Annotated in this window: 20 protein-coding genes and 1 pseudogene; 9 read left to right on the top strand and 12 right to left on the bottom strand. The window is 63.0% G+C overall.

The features are described 5' to 3' along the window. Positions 1–113: 113 nt before the first annotated feature. Entirely contained in the window at positions 114–1,517 is a 1,404-nt protein-coding gene (locus tag P7C00_RS11935) for a PLP-dependent aminotransferase family protein (RefSeq protein ID WP_404939130.1), read from the bottom strand. Positions 1,518–1,604: 87 nt separating this feature from the next. Between P7C00_RS11935 and P7C00_RS11930 the strand changes: the two genes are divergently transcribed. Genes P7C00_RS11930 through P7C00_RS11920 form a run of 3 tightly spaced genes read left to right on the top strand, consistent with a single transcriptional unit; the run spans position 1,605 to position 3,128 of the window. Then, on the top strand, positions 1,605–2,051 hold the full coding sequence (locus tag P7C00_RS11930; protein WP_346631605.1) for a GNAT family N-acetyltransferase: 447 nt from the start codon (positions 1,605–1,607) through the stop codon (positions 2,049–2,051). After that, entirely contained in the window at positions 2,048–2,668 is a 621-nt protein-coding gene (locus P7C00_RS11925; protein ID WP_346631606.1) for an NAD(P)H-dependent oxidoreductase, read from the top strand. Before P7C00_RS11930 ends, P7C00_RS11925 begins: the two co-directional genes overlap by 4 nt. A 28-nt stretch (positions 2,669–2,696) precedes the next feature. Next, entirely contained in the window at positions 2,697–3,128 is a 432-nt protein-coding gene (locus tag P7C00_RS11920) for a carboxymuconolactone decarboxylase family protein (protein ID WP_346631607.1), read from the top strand. A 606-nt stretch (positions 3,129–3,734) separates the two neighbouring features. Here P7C00_RS11920 and P7C00_RS11915 read toward each other — a convergent pair. Both P7C00_RS11915 and P7C00_RS11910 read right to left on the bottom strand, forming a co-directional pair. Then, entirely contained in the window at positions 3,735–4,289 is a 555-nt protein-coding gene (locus P7C00_RS11915) for a hypothetical protein (RefSeq protein WP_404939128.1), read from the bottom strand. Between the two features lie 242 nt (positions 4,290–4,531). Beyond that, complete coding sequence (locus P7C00_RS11910; protein WP_404939126.1) at positions 4,532–4,960, bottom strand: MarR family winged helix-turn-helix transcriptional regulator; 429 nt, start codon at positions 4,958–4,960, stop codon at positions 4,532–4,534. A 132-nt stretch (positions 4,961–5,092) separates the two neighbouring features. Between P7C00_RS11910 and P7C00_RS11905 the strand changes: the two genes are divergently transcribed. Continuing rightward, entirely contained in the window at positions 5,093–5,461 is a 369-nt protein-coding gene (locus P7C00_RS11905; protein ID WP_346631610.1) for an antibiotic biosynthesis monooxygenase family protein, read from the top strand. Positions 5,462–5,493: 32 nt separating this feature from the next. Further along, positions 5,494–5,952 carry a hypothetical protein gene (locus P7C00_RS11900; RefSeq protein ID WP_346631611.1) on the top strand — a complete coding sequence of 153 codons (459 nt, stop codon included), beginning with the start codon at positions 5,494–5,496 and terminating at the stop codon, positions 5,950–5,952. 459 nt (positions 5,953–6,411) lie between these two features. Here P7C00_RS11900 and P7C00_RS11895 read toward each other — a convergent pair whose 3' ends face one another. Both P7C00_RS11895 and P7C00_RS11890 read right to left on the bottom strand, forming a co-directional pair. Then, entirely contained in the window at positions 6,412–7,116 is a 705-nt protein-coding gene (locus P7C00_RS11895; RefSeq protein ID WP_404939958.1) for a methyl-accepting chemotaxis protein, read from the bottom strand. A 198-nt stretch (positions 7,117–7,314) separates the two neighbouring features. Continuing rightward, positions 7,315–7,938, bottom strand: a pseudogene (locus P7C00_RS11890) (MCP four helix bundle domain-containing protein); the annotation flags it as partial. 617 nt (positions 7,939–8,555) lie between these two features. Here P7C00_RS11890 and P7C00_RS11885 point away from each other — a divergent pair. Continuing rightward, positions 8,556–8,912, top strand: a complete 357-nt coding sequence (locus tag P7C00_RS11885; protein WP_404939124.1) for a DUF6572 domain-containing protein — start codon at positions 8,556–8,558, stop codon at positions 8,910–8,912. A gap of 220 nt (positions 8,913–9,132) precedes the next feature. Here P7C00_RS11885 and P7C00_RS11880 read toward each other — a convergent pair whose 3' ends face one another. Continuing rightward, positions 9,133–9,564 carry a hypothetical protein gene (locus P7C00_RS11880; RefSeq protein ID WP_077933766.1) on the bottom strand — a complete coding sequence of 144 codons (432 nt, stop codon included), beginning with the start codon at positions 9,562–9,564 and terminating at the stop codon, positions 9,133–9,135. A gap of 266 nt (positions 9,565–9,830) precedes the next feature. Between P7C00_RS11880 and P7C00_RS11875 the strand changes: the two genes are divergently transcribed. After that, positions 9,831–10,187 (top strand): DUF6572 domain-containing protein, encoded by a 357-nt coding sequence (locus P7C00_RS11875; RefSeq protein WP_015634966.1) that lies wholly within the window; start codon positions 9,831–9,833, stop codon positions 10,185–10,187. A 22-nt stretch (positions 10,188–10,209) separates the two neighbouring features. Here the strand turns inward: P7C00_RS11875 and P7C00_RS11870 are convergent, their stop codons facing one another. Both P7C00_RS11870 and P7C00_RS11865 read right to left on the bottom strand, forming a co-directional pair. Continuing rightward, positions 10,210–10,464 (bottom strand): hypothetical protein, encoded by a 255-nt coding sequence (locus P7C00_RS11870; protein WP_077933764.1) that lies wholly within the window; start codon positions 10,462–10,464, stop codon positions 10,210–10,212. Between the two features lie 145 nt (positions 10,465–10,609). Then, positions 10,610–11,494, bottom strand: a complete 885-nt coding sequence (locus P7C00_RS11865; protein WP_077933763.1) for a LysR family transcriptional regulator — start codon at positions 11,492–11,494, stop codon at positions 10,610–10,612. Between the two features lie 117 nt (positions 11,495–11,611). On the opposite strand from P7C00_RS11865, the gene P7C00_RS11860 reads away from it, so the two are divergent. After that, positions 11,612–12,991 (top strand): M20 family metallopeptidase, encoded by a 1,380-nt coding sequence (locus tag P7C00_RS11860; protein ID WP_404939122.1) that lies wholly within the window; start codon positions 11,612–11,614, stop codon positions 12,989–12,991. A 75-nt stretch (positions 12,992–13,066) separates the two neighbouring features. Next, entirely contained in the window at positions 13,067–14,353 is a 1,287-nt protein-coding gene (locus P7C00_RS11855) for an MFS transporter (protein ID WP_404939120.1), read from the top strand. A 764-nt stretch (positions 14,354–15,117) separates the two neighbouring features. Here the strand turns inward: P7C00_RS11855 and P7C00_RS11850 are convergent. The 4 genes from P7C00_RS11850 to P7C00_RS11835 all read right to left on the bottom strand — a co-directional run bounded on the left by P7C00_RS11850 (position 15,118) and on the right by P7C00_RS11835 (position 19,273). Continuing rightward, on the bottom strand, positions 15,118–15,843 hold the full coding sequence (locus P7C00_RS11850) for a hypothetical protein (protein WP_404939118.1): 726 nt from the start codon (positions 15,841–15,843) through the stop codon (positions 15,118–15,120). Between the two features lie 142 nt (positions 15,844–15,985). Continuing rightward, positions 15,986–17,059 (bottom strand): 2,3-butanediol dehydrogenase, encoded by a 1,074-nt coding sequence (locus tag P7C00_RS11845; RefSeq protein ID WP_404939955.1) that lies wholly within the window; start codon positions 17,057–17,059, stop codon positions 15,986–15,988. Positions 17,060–17,147: 88 nt separating this feature from the next. Beyond that, entirely contained in the window at positions 17,148–18,260 is a 1,113-nt protein-coding gene (locus P7C00_RS11840) for an acetoin dehydrogenase dihydrolipoyllysine-residue acetyltransferase subunit (RefSeq protein WP_236204159.1), read from the bottom strand. Continuing rightward, positions 18,260–19,273, bottom strand: a complete 1,014-nt coding sequence (locus P7C00_RS11835) for an alpha-ketoacid dehydrogenase subunit beta (RefSeq protein WP_065363510.1) — start codon at positions 19,271–19,273, stop codon at positions 18,260–18,262. The genes P7C00_RS11840 and P7C00_RS11835 overlap by 1 nt, the downstream gene beginning before the upstream one ends. Positions 19,274–19,284: the final 11 nt, after the last annotated feature.

The raw sequence follows: 19,284 nt of genomic DNA, 5'->3' as shown, positions 1-19,284 counted from the left end.
GGTTGCTGCGCAACCCAGCGGGAGCAAGCTCCCTTGCCACAGGGGGTGTGGCCGGCCAAATGGTGGGGGCTGCCATAGGAAAGACTCCAGCCTCAGCGGCCACAGCCCCCTCCTCACCCAATGACCCGAGCCAACCGCAGCGCCAAGCTCGCCGCCTGCTCCACACTGCCCACATTGGTAAACCCCATCACCAACCCCTGCCTACTCCCGTCCCCCAGATACCACTGCGACAGCGGCTCCACCGCAATGCCCTCCCCCCGCGCCCGCTGGGCAATCTGCACATCGTCCCCCTCCCCCAGCCCGGCCACCACATGCATGCCCCCGGCCTGCGGGTCTATCTGCAAACGCCCACCCAACGCCTGGTGCAAAGCCTCCACCAGCCACTGCCGCCGACGCGCATACAGGCCCCGCATTTTGTTCAGATGCCGGGCAAAGTGCCCCTCGTTGAGAAAGGCCGCGACGGTCGCTTGCAGCAGGTGCGGGCAGTGGTTGTGCAAACGATCGGCCTGGCGGGCGAACGCTGGGGTCTGTTCGGCGGGCACCACCAGGTAGGCCAGGCGCAGCCCTGGAAACAGGACTTTGCTGAAGGTGCCGGTGTAGAGCACGCGGCCCTGCTGGTCGAGGCTCTTGAGGGCCGGCAAGGGCTTGCCCTGGTAGCGGTATTCGCTGTCGTAATCGTCCTCGATGATCCAGCTGCCTTGACGGTTGGCCCAGTCCAGCAGGGCCAGGCGCCGCGGCAGGGACAGCGACACTCCCAGCGGGCTCTGGTGGGTCGGGGTGACCACGGCAAAGCCGGCCTCTGGCGCGCGGGCGATGCCTTGGGCGACGTCCAGGCCTTGATCGTCCACGGGCACCGGCACCAGCTGCGCGCCGGCTTCCAGCAGTGCGTTCCTGGCCATGAAGTAGCCGGGCTCCTCCAGCCAGCAGGTAGCGCCTGGGCGCATCAGCGTATGGCTGATCAGGTCGAGGCAGGCGCGGTAGCCGGCGCAGACGAAAATCTGCTCTGGATGGCAGGTGATGCCCCGGGAAATCCCCAGGTAGGAGGCAATGGCCGCCCGCAACGGGGCGTAGCCGCGCGCGTCCGAGTAGACCAGGCCTTCGACACCCGCCTGGCGCAGTTGCCGGCCCGCCAAGCGGGTCCAGAGCTTGCGCGGAAAGGCATCCAGCGCTGGCAGGCCCATTTGCAGTGCCAAGGGCGAGGTGCCGGCATGGGTGGCTTGGTGGGTCGTTGCAGCCACTGGGGCACGCTGTGCGGGCGCGCAAATCGGCGCCAGTTGCGGGGTGACAATGGTCCCGGCGGCCCCGCGAGCAATCAGGTAGCCCTCGCCTATCAGCAGCTGGTAAGCCGCTTCCACGGTGCCCCGCGCCAGGTTGAGCTCCGCGGCCAAGGCGCGAACCGCCGGCACTCGGTCCCCCGGACGCAGACGGCCATCGGCGATGGACTCACGAAACCGCTGGTAAAGCTGGCGATAGATCGGCGCCGTCTGGCTGCGGTCCAATTCGAAAGGAAGGATCATGGCCTAGTCATTTATGCATTTTTTGGCCCTGTAGCTTAAGCCATCGACCTTTTAAAGTGGGTCATCTCTTTTCAGCGGATGACGGACATGCCCTACACCCTTCAACACCTCGATAACGAGGCGGCCCTAGCGGCCAGTTTCGACTTGATGCGTGTCTTGCGCCCGCACCTCACCAGCCCGGCGGCCTATGTCGCCCAAGTGGCCCGGCAAACCGAGCAGGGCTACCGCTTGCTCGCCGCGTGGGACGCAGAGCGCATCGTCGGACTGGCGGGTTACCGCGAGCTGGAAAACCTGCTCTACGGGCGTTTCATCTACGTCGATGACTTGGTGGTGAGCCCAGACCTCCAGCGCAGCGGCTTGGGAGCGCGGCTGTTGAGCGCCGTGCGGGATGAGGCCGTGCAGCGTCAATGCGAGCACTTTGTCCTGGATACCGGCCTGCATATGCCCTTGGCCCAGCGCTTCTATTTCCGCCAGGGGTTGCTGGCTCGGGGCATGCACTTCACCCAGCGACTTCAGGGTGGGGAGCCGGTATGAACACTGTTCTGTTGATCAACGCCAGCCCCCATGGCCAGGTTTCCCAGGGGCATCGGCTGGCACTGGAGCTGGTGAGCTCCCTGCGCCAACGCTATCCGCAGCTTGAACTGGTCGAGCGTGATCTGGGGGCGCAGCCGTTGCCACCGCTGGGCCTGGACTACGCCCACGCCCTGACCACCCCCACGCCTTTCGACGCGCCACTGTTCGACGTGTCCGAAGGGCTGATTCGTGAGTTGGAGCGCTGCGATGTGCTGCTGATTGCCACGCCCATGCACAACTTCACCCTACCGGCGGCGCTCAAGCTGTGGATCGACTACGTGCTGCGCATTCACCGCACCTTCAGCTCCGGCCCGGAGGGCAAGGTAGGCCTGCTCAAGGACCGCCCGGTGCATGTGCTGGTGAGTTCCGGCGGCTTTCACCAGGGCCCGCGGGCACGCCAACCGGACTTTCTCACGCCTTACCTGCGCCAGGTGCTGAACACCCTTGGCCTGTTCGACCTGCAGTTCACTTATCTGCAGGGCTTGGTGTTCGGTGACGAAGCGGTGCGTGCAACCCTCGACGAGGCCCGCAGCGCACTGTCCTCCCAGCCACTGTTCACCCCCCTTGTTTGCGCCTGATCACTTTTTTCTACAGCGGAGTTTCACCATGAGCCAACTCAGACTGCCCTTTGCCACTTTGTCGCCTGCCGCCTATCAAGGCCTGCTCGCCACCAACACCGCATTGGCCGCGAGCCCCCTGGGCCTGCCCTTGCTGGAACTGGTGTATTTGCGTGTGTCGCAGATCAACGGCTGCTCGTTCTGCCTGGGCAAGCACTCACAGACCCTGCGCGAATGTGGAGTAGCGCAAGACAAACTGGATTGCCTCGCCGGCTGGCGCGTCAGCGAACTGTTCAACGACCGCGAGCGCGCCGCCCTGGCCTGGACCGAAACCCTCACCTATGTCCACGACAAGGGCGCGCCGGACGCGCTGTACGAACCGCTGAAAGCGCACTTTAGCGAGGTTGAAATTTCCGACCTGACCTTGGCTGTGTCGTTGATGAATGCCTTTAACCGGCTGGCGGTGGGCATGAAGCTCTGAGAGTGAGGTCGCCGTTGACGGTGTTGGCTTTGCTTTGGACTTTGGCTCTTGATCTTCCTGCCCCTTCAGAAGGTCAAGCGCAGGTATTACGCAGGCGTCAGCCAGGGCTGATGGATGGCTTGCGGGCCTCTTCGCCGGCAAGCCGGCTCCTACGAAAGCGCGTAAAACGCGCTTGGGCTCTTGATCTTCCTGCCCCTTCAGGAGGCCGAGCGCAGGCGTTGCGTAGGGGGCAGCTCGGCATGGATGCCGAGCTAGCCGCCCCAGGCCATGGATGGCCTGGGGCGGCGGGCCCCCGGAGCAATGCCGGAGCGAGGGAACGCCGAGCCTAGGCGAGGTGCCGGATGCGGGGGCAGGAGCGTTTTGCTTACTTTTGTCTGGGCCGGCATTCCGGATGTTCAAAAGTGAGTCGCTGTAAGAGCGAAACCGCCAGCCGCCGAACCCGCAGCAACGGATATGTAAACCACCCGCCCCCAAGTGCACTCGGTAAGAAGGTGCCTGCGCGTCATCGTTGGCGAGCTTCGCTGGCAAGCCAGCTCCTACAGGGGATCGGTTGCAGGTGGGCGATATCAGGTCGGTCGTGGGGTCGCCGTTTGGCACCCCCTCTCTTTATCCGAGGAAAGCTCCGGTGGCGCCGGCATCGGCCAATGCAAACAGCAGTTCCTCCAGCGCTTCCGCTGGAACCGACCCCAAGTCAACCTTGAACCTGTACCCCTCCTCGGTTGCTTCCGGGTCCGACACAAAGTGCACTACCCCTTGCAGCCCTTCTTCGGTCAGCGGGTTCTCATCCTCCCCATCGAACCACTCAAAGAACCACACCCGAATCACCTCAGAGGCCTGTTCCAGGCTCAACCCCCGCACCTCCAGCGGTAACCAGTCCCAGCCAAAAGGCGAGATGCCCACCGCCATCTGCTCAATCGCAAAGCGCACCGGCTCAAAGGCCAGCTCGGACTCGGAATCAACCTGCACCGGCTCGCCAGCCGAAGCCCCCTCGCCCGCAATCACATCCACCCGGCAAGGCGTGGCCATGGTTCCTTCAACCGCCAGCGAACCATCGCTGTTGCGGTAGGCCGGCTCAACATGCGCGGCGCCTTCTGCGGCGATACGCGCCAGGGTCTCGACATAGGGTTTACGGATGGCGACAAGCAGTTCGCTGACGGTCATGGATCTGATGACTTCCTTGGCATGGGCCCGTCGATGGATATGCCTTCGACGGAGAGAGAGGGGACTGAAAATCCGCCGCAATAGTGCAATGGGCGGCAATGGCACGTCCATGAAAAACCGAGGGGGCTTTCCTGGACGATGTGGCGATGGAAAAGCTCGGGCGCTAAGCACAGGTTCAACCGGGGAACAGGGCCAATGCAGAACGCCGTCAGGTTGGAGGGTCGTCTTCAGGCCGGCCCGGCTCATTCGCCCTGGTCTTGCTCAAGCCAGTTGCGCAGTTGGTTCAGCACACGGTGGGTCGTCTGGATCTCATCGACTTCCAACCCCTGGGCAAGCTCGTTGATCCAGGGTGCTTGCAGCTTCAACGCCTGATCGAATGCCGCCTTTCCCGCCTCCGTCAGCAGCACCAGTTGCGCCCGGCGGTGGTGCGGGTTCGGCTGAAACTCCAGCAGGCCATCCTTCACCAGATCGTTGACGATCCGCTGAACGTTCTGCCGATTGGCGCCCATGTCACGGGCAATCCATGAGACGGGCTGCGCCCGATCAGCAGCGACGATCGTGCCAAGCAGCTGCCAGCGGGCACTGGTGAGACCTATCTCAGCCACCAGGCGATCGCCTGCGGTGAGCATCCGCGCACTGGCTCGAAAGAGCTCGAGGACCAGATCGGTCATGGCGCGTCCAGCGGGGGTGTGGTTTGGTTTTTTCATGCCGCGAACTTTTCCACATTGACACCATGATGTCAATCGAGCTAGTTTTCACCCATCGCACCACATTGTCATCATGTTTACATTCTGGAGACCATCATGCTGTCCATCCGCCCGCTTGATCCCGTGGTTCCCCTTCACCAGCAACTCCAGTGCAGCGAATCGCCGGTGGTGCTGGTCAACCTGTTCACCGTCGACCAGGACGATATCCCCGACCTGCTGCATGCCTGGGAGCTGGATGCCAACTGGATGAAACAGCGTGCCGGTTACATTTCCACGCAGCTCCACCAGGCCATCGGTGGCAGCTGCATGTTCCTGAACTACGCCGTATGGGAATCGGTGGAGTGCTTCCGCGAAGCCTTCAATCACCCGGACTTCGCCAACGCCCTGGGCCGTTACCCCTCAAGTGTCTTGGCCATGCCCCATCTGTTCACCAAGGTAGCCGTGCCAAACATCTGCACGGCTTGAACACAGCCCCATTGACTGACGGGAAGCCCCCCATGCTCAAACGACTCCACCTCACCGCCAGCCTGCTGGCCCTGCTGTGCATCGCCACGTTCTTTGTCTCGACCCTGCTGGTGGAAAGCATGGGAACCCTGCATGCGATCGCTCAACTCAAGCACCTGATCGTCAGCCCCGGGCTCTGGGTGCTGATTCCGGCAATGGCAGTGGCGGGAGCCAGCGGCATGGGGCTGAGCCGGGCCCGACAGGGACGCCTGATCGCCTCGAAGCAAAAACGCATGCCCTTCATTGCCGCCAACGGCCTGTTGGTGCTCGTGCCCTGCGCAATTGTGCTCAACCAGTGGGCGTCGGCAGGCAGCTTCGACACGGGTTTTTACCTGGTGCAGATCATCGAACTGATCGCCGGGGCCACCAACCTCACATTGATGGGGTTGAACGTGCGTGATGGTTTGCGGCTTAGCGGTCGGTTGCAGAGGGCCATGCCTCAGGGCCGGTAGGCCATGCGTTGCCTGGACCGACGCCTTCGCTGGCAAGCCAGCTCCTACAGAAATGCACCCACCCTTAGCTTCAGGCCGGCCGCAAGGCCGCCGTCGCGCTTTTGATTTTGATTTTGATCTGAGCGCCCCGTTAACCACGATGGCCGAACGCAGGCATTGAGCCGTGGGTAACCCGGCAGGACGCCGGGTTAGCCGCCACCCGGCCATGGATGGCCGGTGGCGGCGGCCCACGGATCAATGCCGGAGTGAGGGCATGCCGAGCCTAGGCGAGGCACCAAGTGGAGGGGCAAGAGCCTTTGGTTACTTTGGGCTCTTTCCAAAGTGACTCGCTGTAAGAGCGAAACCATAAGCCGCCACACCCGCAGCAACGGATATGCCCCCCGCGCCCTCATTAACGAGCTCCGCTGGCAAGCCAGCTCCAACAGAGGAACCAGAGCACCGTAAGACAAAAAACCAAACTCAAACCTTGAACCGCGCCACCAACCGATTCAGCTCAATCGCCAGATTGGCCATCTCCCCACAAGCACTGGCCGTCTGACTGGCCCCCGCCGAACTCTGAATCGACAACTCACGAATACTGGTCAGGTTCTGATCCGCCTCACGCGCCACCTGCGCCTGCTCTTCCGAGGCCGTGGCAATCAGCAGATTGCGCTCATTGATCTGGGTGATCGCCTGAGCAATCTGCTTGAGCGACACATCAGCGTTCTGCGCCACCGAAATCGAGCTGTTGGCCATCTCCGCGCTGACGTTCATGGCACTCACCGCCTGGGTCGAATCGGCCTGGATCGCGGTGATCATCTGCTCGATTTCCTGGGTCGACTGCTGGGTGCGGTGCGCCAGGGCCCGCACTTCATCGGCCACCACCGCAAAGCCCCGGCCCTGCTCACCGGCGCGGGCGGCTTCAATGGCGGCGTTGAGCGCCAGCAGGTTGGTCTGCTCGGCAATCGCGCGAATCACTTCCACCACTTTGCTGATGTCCTGGGCCCGGCTGGACAGGGCCTTGACCTGTTCGCCGGTGCTGGCCACGTTGCCGGCCAGACCTTCGATGGCTTTCAGGGTCTGGGCCACGTTTTCGATGCCGGAACGGGTGAATTCCATGGACTCGCGGGACGACTGGGCAGCCGCTTCGGCATTGCGTGCCACCTCGTCCACCGCCGCACTCATTTCGGTCACCGCGGTGGCCGCCTGGCTGACTTCGTCGTTCTGGCGCACCAGCCCGCGGCTGGCGTCTTCGGTCACTGCGGTCATTTCTTCCGAGGCCGAGGCCAGTTGGGTCGAGGAATCGGCAATGTGGGCGATGGTTTCCCGCAGGTTGCTCTGCATCTTCGCCAGGGCGGCCAGCAGGCGACCGGCTTCATCCCGGCCATTGACCCCGATCTCCCGGGACAGGTCGCTGCCGGCAATGCGCTCGGCCACGGCCAGGGCATCGCCGATGGGCGCGGTGATGCTGCGGGTCAGTACGGTGGCCAACACCACGGTGAGCACCACCGTCACCCCCATCAATACCAGCACCAGCGTCAGGCCGCCGCTGTAGACCGAGGCAGCAGTGATCCCCGCCTGCTTCGCGCCCTCGTCATTGAAGTCCGAGAGCTTGTCCATCTTCTCCTGCATGGCGTTGGTCATAGGGCTGATGCGGGTGTTGATCAAGGTGATGGCCGCGGCATTGTCGCCACTGCGCAACAGCGGCTCCAGCTCGTCCACCAGCTTGAAGTAGGCCTGCACATCGGTCGCTACAGCCTGGTACAGCTCACGCTCCGCCGGCCCGGTAATCAGGGGTTCGTACTGGCTGATGGTGTTCTGCAGGGTGGATCGATAACCGCTCAACGAGGCGATGCGGGTCTGGCGCTGCTGTTCGTCGGTGGTCACGGTGATGCGGATGCTTTCCAGACGCAGGCGCAAGACGCCGGTTTTCATCTTGCCGATCTCGCGGATACTGGCCATCCAGTTGGTCTCGACATCCTGCTCCGCGTCTCGCAGCTTGCCCATTTGCAGCACCGCGACAATGCCCAGGGCGAACACCACCAGGACAATGAGCGAGAAAAAGGCGGCAGACCTTGGTGCAAGATTCATTGTCCTGACGTTCATTTTTTATCTCTCTAATAGAATGGTCGGTACTTCCCTGCTGTCATTCCACGCTATCGACTGAGTGTCAGAGAGCTGTAAACAAGCCGACGACTGGATGAGCGGCCCACCCGGCACGGCAACGTCGATACTCACTCGGGTCAATCCAGGCCTGTCGGGATCGCAGGCCCCACTCCGTCCTCCTGCGCCCCTGCCTCCCCTTGGCGGGTGAGCATCAGTCCAGTCGAATAACGCGGCCCGCGCCGTCTCGACTCTTCTGGGCAGTGGCACCTGGAGCCCGGCGTCTATCCACCGGGGGCCTAACAAGCCATAGCAGATAATGGCATTTTGTCACTACCGTCGATCCGACCGCTCTTGAAAACCGCTCGCCGCCGCTCGAGCAGGTTGCGCCTGAACGGGGCAAGACCCGGCAGCCCACCCTGGCCTTGCCCACGTGCCAGAACTGCGACCACCAACTGCCCACTGAAGAAACCAACCGCTACGGCCTATAATGCCGCCCCCCACGTTCTGAAGGATCAGCAATGTCCATCACCCATCCAAAAGTCATCGATATCTGGGCAATCCCCAAATCCGCGCCCGACAGCCTGCTGTTGATCATCGTCGACCCTCTCGAATGGGGTGACGAAGCGGCACACAACGAACACCTGCTCCTGCTGCAAGAGAAGATCAACACCTACATCAGCTTTATCGAAAGTGACGAGATCTACAGCGAAATTCCCGATGCCTGCGGCAAGCACCTGATTATCCGGGTACTGGGTTTGCACGAACTGCCCGAGCAAGTCGATTGGTTTTTCAAACGCATTACCGAGATCCTCCATGAACGGAGCATCGGTTTCGATTTCGAGCTGAAAGTGAACGAAGAGGCTCCCAGCCTGTAGCTCGCCCCCTGCGCGCTCGCCGATTGAGCCGCGCGCAGGAACACCTTGTGCAGGCAGGATCAGCGCCCGATCAAGCGCAATGAAATCCACATGCTGCTCATGGAAAACGCGTCGAGCACCCCGCCAGCGTGACGGGGGGAGCCAGCAAAACGCATGGGGGCTTGGCTGTCGTCAGGCTGCCGGCCAGGGCACCGAGAGCGAGCCGGGCGCGAATGAACTTCTATTTGAACTCGAAATACTCTCTCATCATTGCAATGGGCTTCATCGGTTCCACATTCAAGAAACCCAACACCTCAAGAAACCACGAGAGGTTATCTCCCAACACGGAAATATCGTCCTCATCATTCGACAGCAGACAAATGGCCAGTCGTGCCTTCAATACCTCCCGATCCTTGAACCCTCGTATTGCCCCTTGCTCATCGATTTTTGCCCACCAGAGTGCAGCCTGCGCCTTGCAGCGTTCAGCAGGAATTTCCCCGGCAACATAGGCTTTCGCCAGGCGCAGAGGATCCTGCTCGCAGTCGGAGAACTGGATATCCAGTTCCTCCAGAACCTTGATCAGGAATCCGAGCTGGTGTTTGAGCGCAGCAGAGCTTTGAGTGGCCCGAACAATGGAGCCGATATTGAATTTCTTGAAGTCATCCGGATTCATGCAGCAACCTTGAAACTGAGTAAAGGATCGCGACGATAGGGCCCGATCATCATCGGGAACGCGCACATCCTATGGCCAACTATCCATTACGCAACGGTTGTTGGAAAATCGCCGGGGCGGTTCTCGCCATCAGGGCCCGGCCCGGTCACTAGAACAGTTCCTGCATCGTGCGCTGCATGCCCATCCATGCTGCACGCGCAACAGCACCGCCACTAACCCTGGGGCACGTAATACAATCCCCGCCCCCGCCGCCTGAAGGATCAGCCATGTCCGTCACCAATCCCAAAGTCATCGATTTCTGGGGGATCTCCAAGGAGGCTCCCAACGACCTGCTACTGGTGATGACCGACCACCTCGAATGGGGCGACAAGGCGGAACAAGGCGAGCACTTGCTCGTGCTGCAAGAGAAAATCAACAGCTACATCGCCTTCATCGAAAGTGGCGAGATCTACACCGAGATCCCCGGCGCCTATGGCAAGTACCCGATCATCCGGGTCATTGGCTTGTATGAATTGCCCGCGCAGGCCGAGTACTTCATGGCCCGCGTCACCGAAACCCTGAATGATGTGGGCATTGGCTTTGAGTTCGAGCTCAGGGCCGACGAGAGGATTCGCAACATGTAGCCGGGCCGGGCACGGCGCTGCCTCAGGCAGGCTTGATCACAGCCCGGTTGAGGGCAATCACATCCACATGCTCTTGGTGCGAGAAGTGCTCGATCACGTCTTGCAGGTGCACATGCTCCAGGCCATTGGCCGCCATGTCGGCTGAAGCCTTGATCAGGAACTCACCCAGCACCCTGAGTGTGTCCGGCTCGGCGAGTATCGAGATCTCATCCAGTTGAACGCTCCTGTCGCTGCCCACAGCGGTGCCATGCACGGTAAATTTTTTCAGCGTTTTCAACGATTGAATGCCTCCATTCACAGGTAGTTTTTTGCATCGGAGCCACAGCCAAGGCTTGGTCGATAGCCGTATAGAAGAGGTTGATCGGCACCCGCCGTTAACCACGAGCGGCGCAAACAGCCTGCTCCACAGTCAGCCGCATCGCTCAGCCCTCTTTCTGCAACCGCACAATCAAGGTCTCGATAAAAAACGCCAGACTTTCCGGCAACACCCGTTTGGGCATGGTCAGCACCTGAATGTCCCGATCGCCCAAGCGCGGGTTGGACAGCGGCACCGACACCAGCCCATCCATCCCCTGCCCTTCGCCACTGATGGCGCTGGCAAAGGCCACCGTATCCGACTGGCGCACAAACTCATGCAGGGCCCCGGAGAAGTTGCAAGTCATCACCTGTTCAAAGCTCAGGCCATCCATCTGGCACACCAGGTCCAGCAGTTGCCGCTGGGTGGTGCCCTTGGGCGTCAAGGCCACGGGAAATGCCTGTACCTGCTCCAACGACAGCACCCCAGCGTTGGCCAGTGGATGCCCCGCACGCATCAGGGCGCGAATCGGCGAGCGGATCGAGTAGCACACATTCACCCCCTCCACCGGTTCGGTGCTGAAGGTCAGCCCGACATCCGCCTCACCCCGGCGAATACGTTGCACACATTCATGGGGTGAAATCACGTCCAGACGGTACTCGGCCCCGGGTCGCAGGCGGTAATGCTCCAGCAGCACCCGCGGCAGGAAGTACCGCGACAGCCCCTCGGTGGACACCAGGCGGATCACCTTGGCCCCCGGATACCCCTCGCCCCGCAGCTCGGCGAGGATGTTCTCCTGCTCCAGCCAGGTGCGCCGGGCGTGTTCGGCCAAGGCTTCGCCGGCGGCGGTGAGTTGCATGCCCCGCGGGCGCCGCTCGAACAGCGCAACGCCGACGCTCTCCTCCAGCAGGGCAATCTGCCGGCTCACCGCGCTGGGGGCGATATGCAAACGCTCCCCCGCCGCCGCCAGGGAGCCGGCATCGATCACCGCCAGAAAATACCGATAGTCCATGTGCACCCCCTTGCAAGGCATCCAATTTTTAGAATCATGCCTTCAAAAAACAGCAATATACAGATGCCTCCCCCCACTCCACCATGGGCCCGTTCCCCTTGCCCGACCGGAGTTGCAATGACCAAGCAAGCTGCCCTCGCTGGCGTGCGCCAGTACCTGGACGATGGCCACTTTGAACAAGACCTGAGGCGCCGGGTGGCGTTTGCCAGTGACAGCCAGGACCCGGCCCATGCCGATGAACTGCCGCGCTACCTGCTGGAGGAAATCCAGCCGCTATTGCAGCGCCTGGGCTTCGACTGCCAACTGCTGGCCAACCCCGAGGCCGGCGGCCCCTTCCTGATTGCCACGCGCCTGGAAGACCCGGCCCTGCACACGGTGCTCAGCTACGGCCATGGCGACGTGGTGCCCGGTTATGCCGAACAGTGGCGCGCGGGTCTGAATCCATGGCAGTTGACCCTGGAAGGCGAACGTTGGTACGGCCGTGGCACCGCCGACAACAAGGGCCAGCACAGCATCAACCTGACCGCCCTGGAGCAGGTGCTCAAGGCTCGCGACGGGCGCCTGGGCTTCAACCTCAAACTGCTGTTCGAAATGGGCGAGGAAGCCGGCTCCCCGGGGCTGCGCCAACTGTGCCAGGAGCAGCGTGAATTGCTGCGAGCCGATGTGTTCATCGCCTCCGACGGCCCGCGCCTGAATCAGGCCCGGCCGACGCTGTTCCTCGGCTCCCGCGGCTCGGCGCAGTTCCGCCTGGAGGTCAACACCCGGGACAAGGGCCTGCACTCGGGCAATTGGGGGGGCGTGATGAGCAACCCCGGCGTGGTACTGGCCAACGCCCTGGCCAGCCTGGTGGACCAGAACGGCCGCATCCGCTGCCGCGAACTGGTGCCGGCGAACATTCCCGACAACGTGCGCGCCGCCATCGCCGACCTGGAGATCCAGCGCGACTCCCTGGGCCGCCCTCTGGACGAAAACTGGGGCGAACCGGGGCTGACCCTGGGCGAGCGCCTGTTTGCCTGGAACACCCTGGAAATCCTCGCCTTCAGCACCGGCAATCCACAAAAACCGGTGAATGCGATTCCGCCCCGGGCCGTGGCCTTCTGCCAATTGCGCTTTGTCCTCGGCACGCCCTGGCAACAGCTGCAAAGCCTGTTGCGGGCGCACCTGGACCGCGAAGGTTTCAGCCAGGTAGAGATCGTCATGGAGCGCTGCTCCCCGGCCACCCGCCTGGACCCGGACAACCCCTGGGTCAGTTTCGCCAAAGCCTCCATCGGCAACAGCAGTGCCCAGCGTCTGGCCCTGCTGCCGAACCTGGCGGGCACCCTGCCCAACGATATCTTCGCCGAAGTGTTGGGGCTGCCGACCCTGTGGATTCCCCACTCCTACCCCGGCTGCTCGCAGCACGCCCCGGACGAACACCTGCTGCTGCCGGTGATTCGCGAGGGCCTGGAGATCATGACGGCCTTGTTCTGGGACCTGGGGGACCTGCCCCGGGCCTGAGGCCATCGCTCACCCCGCCCGACTCAGGTCGGGCACCTGTCGCTCAAAATCCAACAATAAGCAGGAGCGTCCTGTATGACAGAGTTAGCCGCCACCTCGACCGCGATCCGGGTCGAACCCAAGCCCTTGTGGAAACCCATAGGCGCCGCCTTGATCGGCAACACCCTGGAGTGGTTCGACCTGTCGATCTACGCCTACTTTGCCCTGACCATCAGCCAGGTGTTCTTTCCCACGGCCGACCCGACCTTCTCCCTGCTGCTGGCCTTTGCCACCTTCGGCATCTCGTTCCTGATCCGCCCCCTGGGCGCGGCGGTACTGGGCTCCTACGCCGACCGCAGAGGCCGCAAGAAAGCCCTGACCCTGTCGATCCTGATCATGCTGGCGGGCACCCTGCTGATCGCCATCATGCCCAGCTACGCCACCCTGGGCCTCGCCGCGCCCATCGGCATCCTCCTGGCCCGACTGCTGCAAGGCTTCTCCGCCGGCGGCGAATTCGGCACCTCCACCGCCTTCATGCTGGAACACGCCCCACCACGCACCCGACACTTTGTCGCCAGCCTGCAATTCGCCAGCCAGGGTTTTGGCGTGGTCATTGCCTCGACCTTCGGCTACTTCCTGACCAAGCACCTCGATGCCCAGCAGATGCTCGACTGGGGCTGGCGCGTGCCCTTCTTCTTCGGCCTGCTGCTAGGCCCGGTGGGCCTGTACATCCGCCGCACCGTCGACGAATCGCCGGACTTCAAAGCCAGCGAACCGGGAGAGCGCCCATTGCGCGAAGTCCTGCTCAGCCAAAAGACCCTGCTGCTGATCGCCATGGGCACCCTGGTGGTGTCCACCGCCTCGAACTACATGATCCAGTACATGCCCTCCTACGCCGCCACCCGCCTGAACATCGCCCAGTCTTCGGGCTTTTTGGCGACCCTCACCGGCGGCCTGATCCTGACCATCGTCACGCCCATCGTCGGCTACCTGTCCGGCCATATCGGGCGCCTGAAGATCATGCTGGCGGCGGCGGTGGTCTACGCCGTAGCGATCCTGCCGGCGTTCTTCTGGCTCAACAGCCGCCCCAGCGCCAGCTCCCTGCTGCTGGTGGTGGCGATGATGGCCCTGATCAAGGCAGTGTACTTCGCCCCCCTGCCATCGCTGATGGCGGACATCTTCCCGGTGCGTACCCGGGTTACCGGCATGTCCCTGAGCTACAACCTTGGCGTCACGATCTTCGGCGGTTTTGCCCCGGTGATCGCTACCGGATTGATTGCCCTGACCGGCTCGCCACTGGCACCGAGTTTCTACCTGATGCTGGCAGCAGCACTGAGCGTCGTAGCCCTGCTGATGGCCCGCAAGAAACTCGGAATGGCCTGAAATCAGAGCGTTTTTTGTTACATGGGATTGAAACGCCGCGTAGGAGCCGGCTTGCCGGCGAAGAGGCCCGTAAGTCATGCAACGCCCAGGCCGACGCCTTCGCTGGCAAGCCAGCTCCTACAGCAGTCAGATAGACCGTGCAGTTCCCTGTAGGAGCCAGCTTACCGGCGAAGAGGCCCGTAAGTCATGCAGCGCCCGGGCCGACGCCTTCGCTGGCAAGCCAGCTCCTACAGCAGGCAGATAGACCGTGCAGTTCCCTGTAGGAGCCGGCTTGCCGGCGAAGAGGCCCGTGAGACATGTAGCGCCTGGGCGGGCGCCTTCGCTGGCAAGCCAGCTCCTACAGAAACGCACTCGCCCTTAGCTTCAGGCCGGCCGCAAGGCCGCCGTCGCGCTTTTGATTTTGATTTTGATCTGAGCGCCCCGTTAACCACGATGGCCGAACGCAGGCATTGAGCCGTGGGTAACCCGGCAGGACGCCGGGTTAGCCGCCACCCGGCCAGGGATGGCCGGTGGCGGCGGCCCACGGATCAATGCCTTCGTTCGGGCATGCCGAGCCTAGGCGAGGCACCGAGTGGAGGGGCAAGAGCCTTTGGTTACTTTGGGTTGGTCCGGCATTCCGGCTTTCCAAAGTGACTCGCCGTAAGGGCGAAACCGCCAGCCGCCGCACCCGCAGCAACGGATATGCCCACCAATCAGACCGCACCCTCAGGTTCTACAACCGCTACGCTCCCGAGCGGGAGCAAGATGAGTGCTCCGCCTCCCTACTACTGCACCGGCAAAAAATTCATCAGCAGCAGACTCTGCGCATAATTGAACCCCACCCGCCGATAGCGCTCATCCAGAATCCGCGTCAACAAATCCAACCGCGCCACAATCTTCCCAAACTCCACGGCAAAACTCAGATTGCTGCCCTCCTCGGAAATCTCATTGGAAAACAGCAACAGCACCCCATTGGCATCCTGGCGCTGGCTCAGCAGCCAGGTGGCTTTTTCAATATTGCGCGCCGCATTGCTGATGAACTGCGGATCGATGGTATCGGTCATGTAGAACTCGGTACGCCCGCCATGCGCCGTCACCAGCATGCTGCCAATGGCGTAGATGAAGGCCCCGACCCGATCGCCCTGAAACTCCGGGCTCAAGGAATAACTCAAGGCCGCCAAGTCACGGCGATCGCCGAGGGCCGGCAACGGTTGGCGTTGTTCAATGGCATTGCGAATCTCCCGTTGCGCCGTGGTGCCATCGGGGAAACCCGACTTGCGCCACTGGCTGGGATTACGCAGGTAGAGCTTGCCCATCAGCAGGTACAGGCTCTGCAGGTTGTCGCGCATGCCGATGGTGGCCATGCGGTCGACGCTGGTCTGGAAGAATTCGTCAGGCTTGCCTTCACGAAACTGTTTGGCGATATCACGGCCTTGCTGCTGGGTGCAGGCAGAGGCGCTGAACATCAGCAGCGCCGCCAGAAACAGGCGCTGAAAGCGGGTTTGCATCATGCAAGAAGAGGGAGCGTAGGCCATCGGCACCGGGTCGAAATTCACGGGCTGCGGCGGGGATCGGCGCGGCCAGGCCTGGTGATAGAACGCAAAACTGTAAAAAAGTGCGATGGCCGCGGCCGGCCATCGCCAAATCGCTCGCTTACGAGCGTCGCAACTGACCGGGGGACACGATGATCTTGACGTTGTGTTCCTTGTTGTTGACCAGCTCCTCAAAGCCCTGGCCGACGATCTCTTCCAGCTGAATGCGCCCGGTCACCAGGGGCGCAATGTCCAGGCGGCCATCGGCGATAAAGGCGATCACATCGGCGAACTCACCGTTGTAGGCCAGGGCCCCCAGCAGCGTTTTCTCGGTGGCCACCAACTCGAAGAAGTTGAACTCGCTGGGCTCTTCGAAAATCCCCACCAGCACGCACTTGCCGGCCTTGCGGATCAGGTCGATGGCCAGCTTGGCGGTGTGCTTGTTGCCGATGCATTCAAAGCTGACATCAGCGCCCAATCCGCCGGTCAGGCGCTTGACCTCGGCCAGGGCGTCGCACTCCTTGGGGTCGAGCACGTGGGTCGCGCCCACCTCCAGGGCCTTGGCCTTGCGCGCGCCGGACATTTCCAGGGCAATCACCTGGGCCGCGCCGGCGGCCTTGGCGCACATGATGGTGCACAGGCCGATGGTGCCGGCGCCGACCACCACCACGTTCTGCCCCAGCAGGCTGCCGGCCTTTTTCACCGCGTGCATGCCCACCGCCAGCGGCTCGATCAGGGCTCCGGCCTCGGCGGGAAAGTTCTCCGGCAAGGCGTACAGCAGGTTGGCCGGGACATTGACCAATTCGGCAAAGGCGCCGTTGTTCATCAGCCCGGTAAAGGCCAGGTTTTCGCAGATGTTGTACAGACCGTGGGTGCAGTAATAGCAGGTGCCACAGTGCTGGCAGGCATCGGCGGCCACCGGCTGGCCGACACTGAACCCCTGGACCCCTTCACCCAGGGCGACGATTTCGCCGCAGAACTCGTGGCCGAGGATGCACTGGCCCTTGATCCCGGTCAGCGGGTGCGGCGCGTCTACCGGAATGAACACCGGCCCGGCCACGTATTCGTGCAGGTCGGAACCGCAGATGCCGCACCAGTCGACGCGGATCTGCACCCAGCCGGCCGAGGGCGCATCGGGCAGCGGCACGTCTTCGACGCGGATATCGTGGCGGCCGTGCCAGACCGCGGCGCGCATGCTCGGAACGGACTTGAGGGAAACACTCATCTTGGCTTCTCCTGATTGTTATAGGGCTGCGACGGCCCCCTGGCCGCCGCAGCAAACCTCAGTGCTGGCGGATAAAGTCGAGGATCAGGCGGTTGACCTGCTCCGCCGCTTCCATCTGCAGCATGTGCCCCTGCCCCGGCAGCACCTCGATCTGCGCCTTGAGGTCGGCGCTATGGCTGACCGGGATGATCCGGTCGTCGCTGCCCCAGATCACCAGCACCGGCTGCGCGCCGTCCTGCACCACCGGGCGCAGGTCGGCCTGCTGGCGACCGTCGGCGAACAGCTTGCCGGCCAACTGCCCGAGGGCGGCCTGGACCCCTTCCAGACGCTTGTACTTGAGCATGTCGTCGAGCATCTGCCGGTTCACCAGCTCGGCGTTGGAGAACAGCTGCACCAGTTGCGGCTTCAGCGCGTTGCGGTTGCTGGCTTCGACGAAGCCTTGCAGGTAGTCGCCGTTGATCTCACGGCCCAGCCCGGCGCTGCCGATCAGGGTCAGCGAGCGCACCCGCTGCGGCGCCAGCCGCGCGGTGTTGAGGGACACCGCGCCGCCCATGGAGTGGCCCACCAGATGGGCCACGGGAATGTCCAGGTGATCCAGCAGCGCCAGCAGCACCTCGCTCAATTCGTCCAGGTCGCCCCGTTGCAGGGCCTTGGCCGATTCGCCGTGGCCCGGCAGGTCGAGGGCAATCACCCGGCGCCCGGCGGCCAGAGCTTCGTGGTTGAACAGCCAGTTGTTGAGGTCGCCGCCAAAGCCGTGCACCAGCAGCAACGGCGTACCGCCTTCGCCGCGCTCGAAGTAGCGGATCAGCCGACCGCCAAGTTCGACCTTCTGCGGCGCCGGGCCACTGTCTTCGTCGGCACTGTCGCCGGGCACGAAGCTGGCCTGGAACTGCTCGATCACCGCGTCGATCTCGGCGTCACTGGCCTCGCCTTCGACCACGATGCCCAGCAGCGCGCCCACCGCCAGGGTTTCATCCTGGCGGGCGATCTGCCGGCGCAGGATGCCGGAGAACGGCGCCTCGACGCTGCTGGAGATCTTGTCGGTCTCCACGTCCAGCACTTCATCGCCCTTGCTGATGCTCTGCCCCTCCTCCTTGAGCCAGGCATCGACCCGGCCCTCGGTCATCGACAGGCCCCACTTGGGCATGGTCAGGGTATGGATCTGGCTCATCAGCGGCTCCACTCGATCACAGTGAGCACGGCTTTTTCGATCTTCGCCGCGTCGGGGATGTACAGGTCTTCCAGGGCGTCGGAGAACGGCACTGGCGTATGGGGCGCGGTGACCATTTCGATCGGCGCCTTGAGGGAGGCGAAGGCTTTTTGCGCCACCAGCGCCGAGATGTCGGTGGCCATGGAGCAGCGCGGGTTGGCTTCGTCGATCACCACCAGGCGCCCGGTCTTCTCCACGCTTTCCAGGATGCTGTCTTCGTCCAGGGGGCTGGTGGTGCGCAGGTCGATGACTTCGCAGTCGATGCCGCGCCCGGCCAGGGCACGGGCCGCGTCCAGGGCGGTGTTCACCGTGCGCCCGTAGGACACCAGGGTCACGTCCTTGCCATCGCGCAGGAAATTGGCCTCGCCGAACGGAATCGCATAGGACTCTTCCGGCACTTCGCCCTGCAGGCTGTAGAGCAGCTTGTGCTCGCAGAAGATCACCGGGTCATTGTCGCGGATCGCCTGGATCAGCAGGCCCTTGGCGTCGTAGGGCGACGAGGGGCAGACCACTTTCAGCCCGGGGATGTGGGTCCACAGCGAGGTGAGCATCTGCGAGTGCTGGGCCGCAGCGCGCAGCCCGGCACCGACCATGGTGCGGATCACCAGCGGGGTCTGGGCCTTGCCGCCGAACATGTAGCGAAACTTCGCCGCCTGGTTGAGGATCTGGTCCAGGCAGCAGCCGGCGAAGTCGACGAACATCAATTCGCACACCGGGCGCACGCCGCGGGTGGCAGCGCCGACTGCGGCGCCGACGTAGCCGATCTCCGACAGCGGGGTGTCCAGCACCCGTCCGGGGAATTGATGGTAGAGGCCCTTGGTCACCCCGAGCACGCCGCCCCAGGCGTCGTTGTCGCCGGGGGCTCCGGCGCCGCCCGCCACGTCTTCACCCATGATGAATACGCTGGGGTCGCGACGCATTTCCTGGGCCAGGGCTTCGTTGATGGCCTGCTGGTAACTGATTTTTCTCGCCATGATGGTGGTCT

Source organism: Pseudomonas sp. JDS08PS003, assembly GCF_045013505.1.
Taxonomy (GTDB): domain Bacteria; phylum Pseudomonadota; class Gammaproteobacteria; order Pseudomonadales; family Pseudomonadaceae; genus Aquipseudomonas; species Aquipseudomonas protegens_B.
Note: the sequence above shows the minus strand (reverse complement) of the source record. Positions and strands in the feature narration are given on the sequence as shown.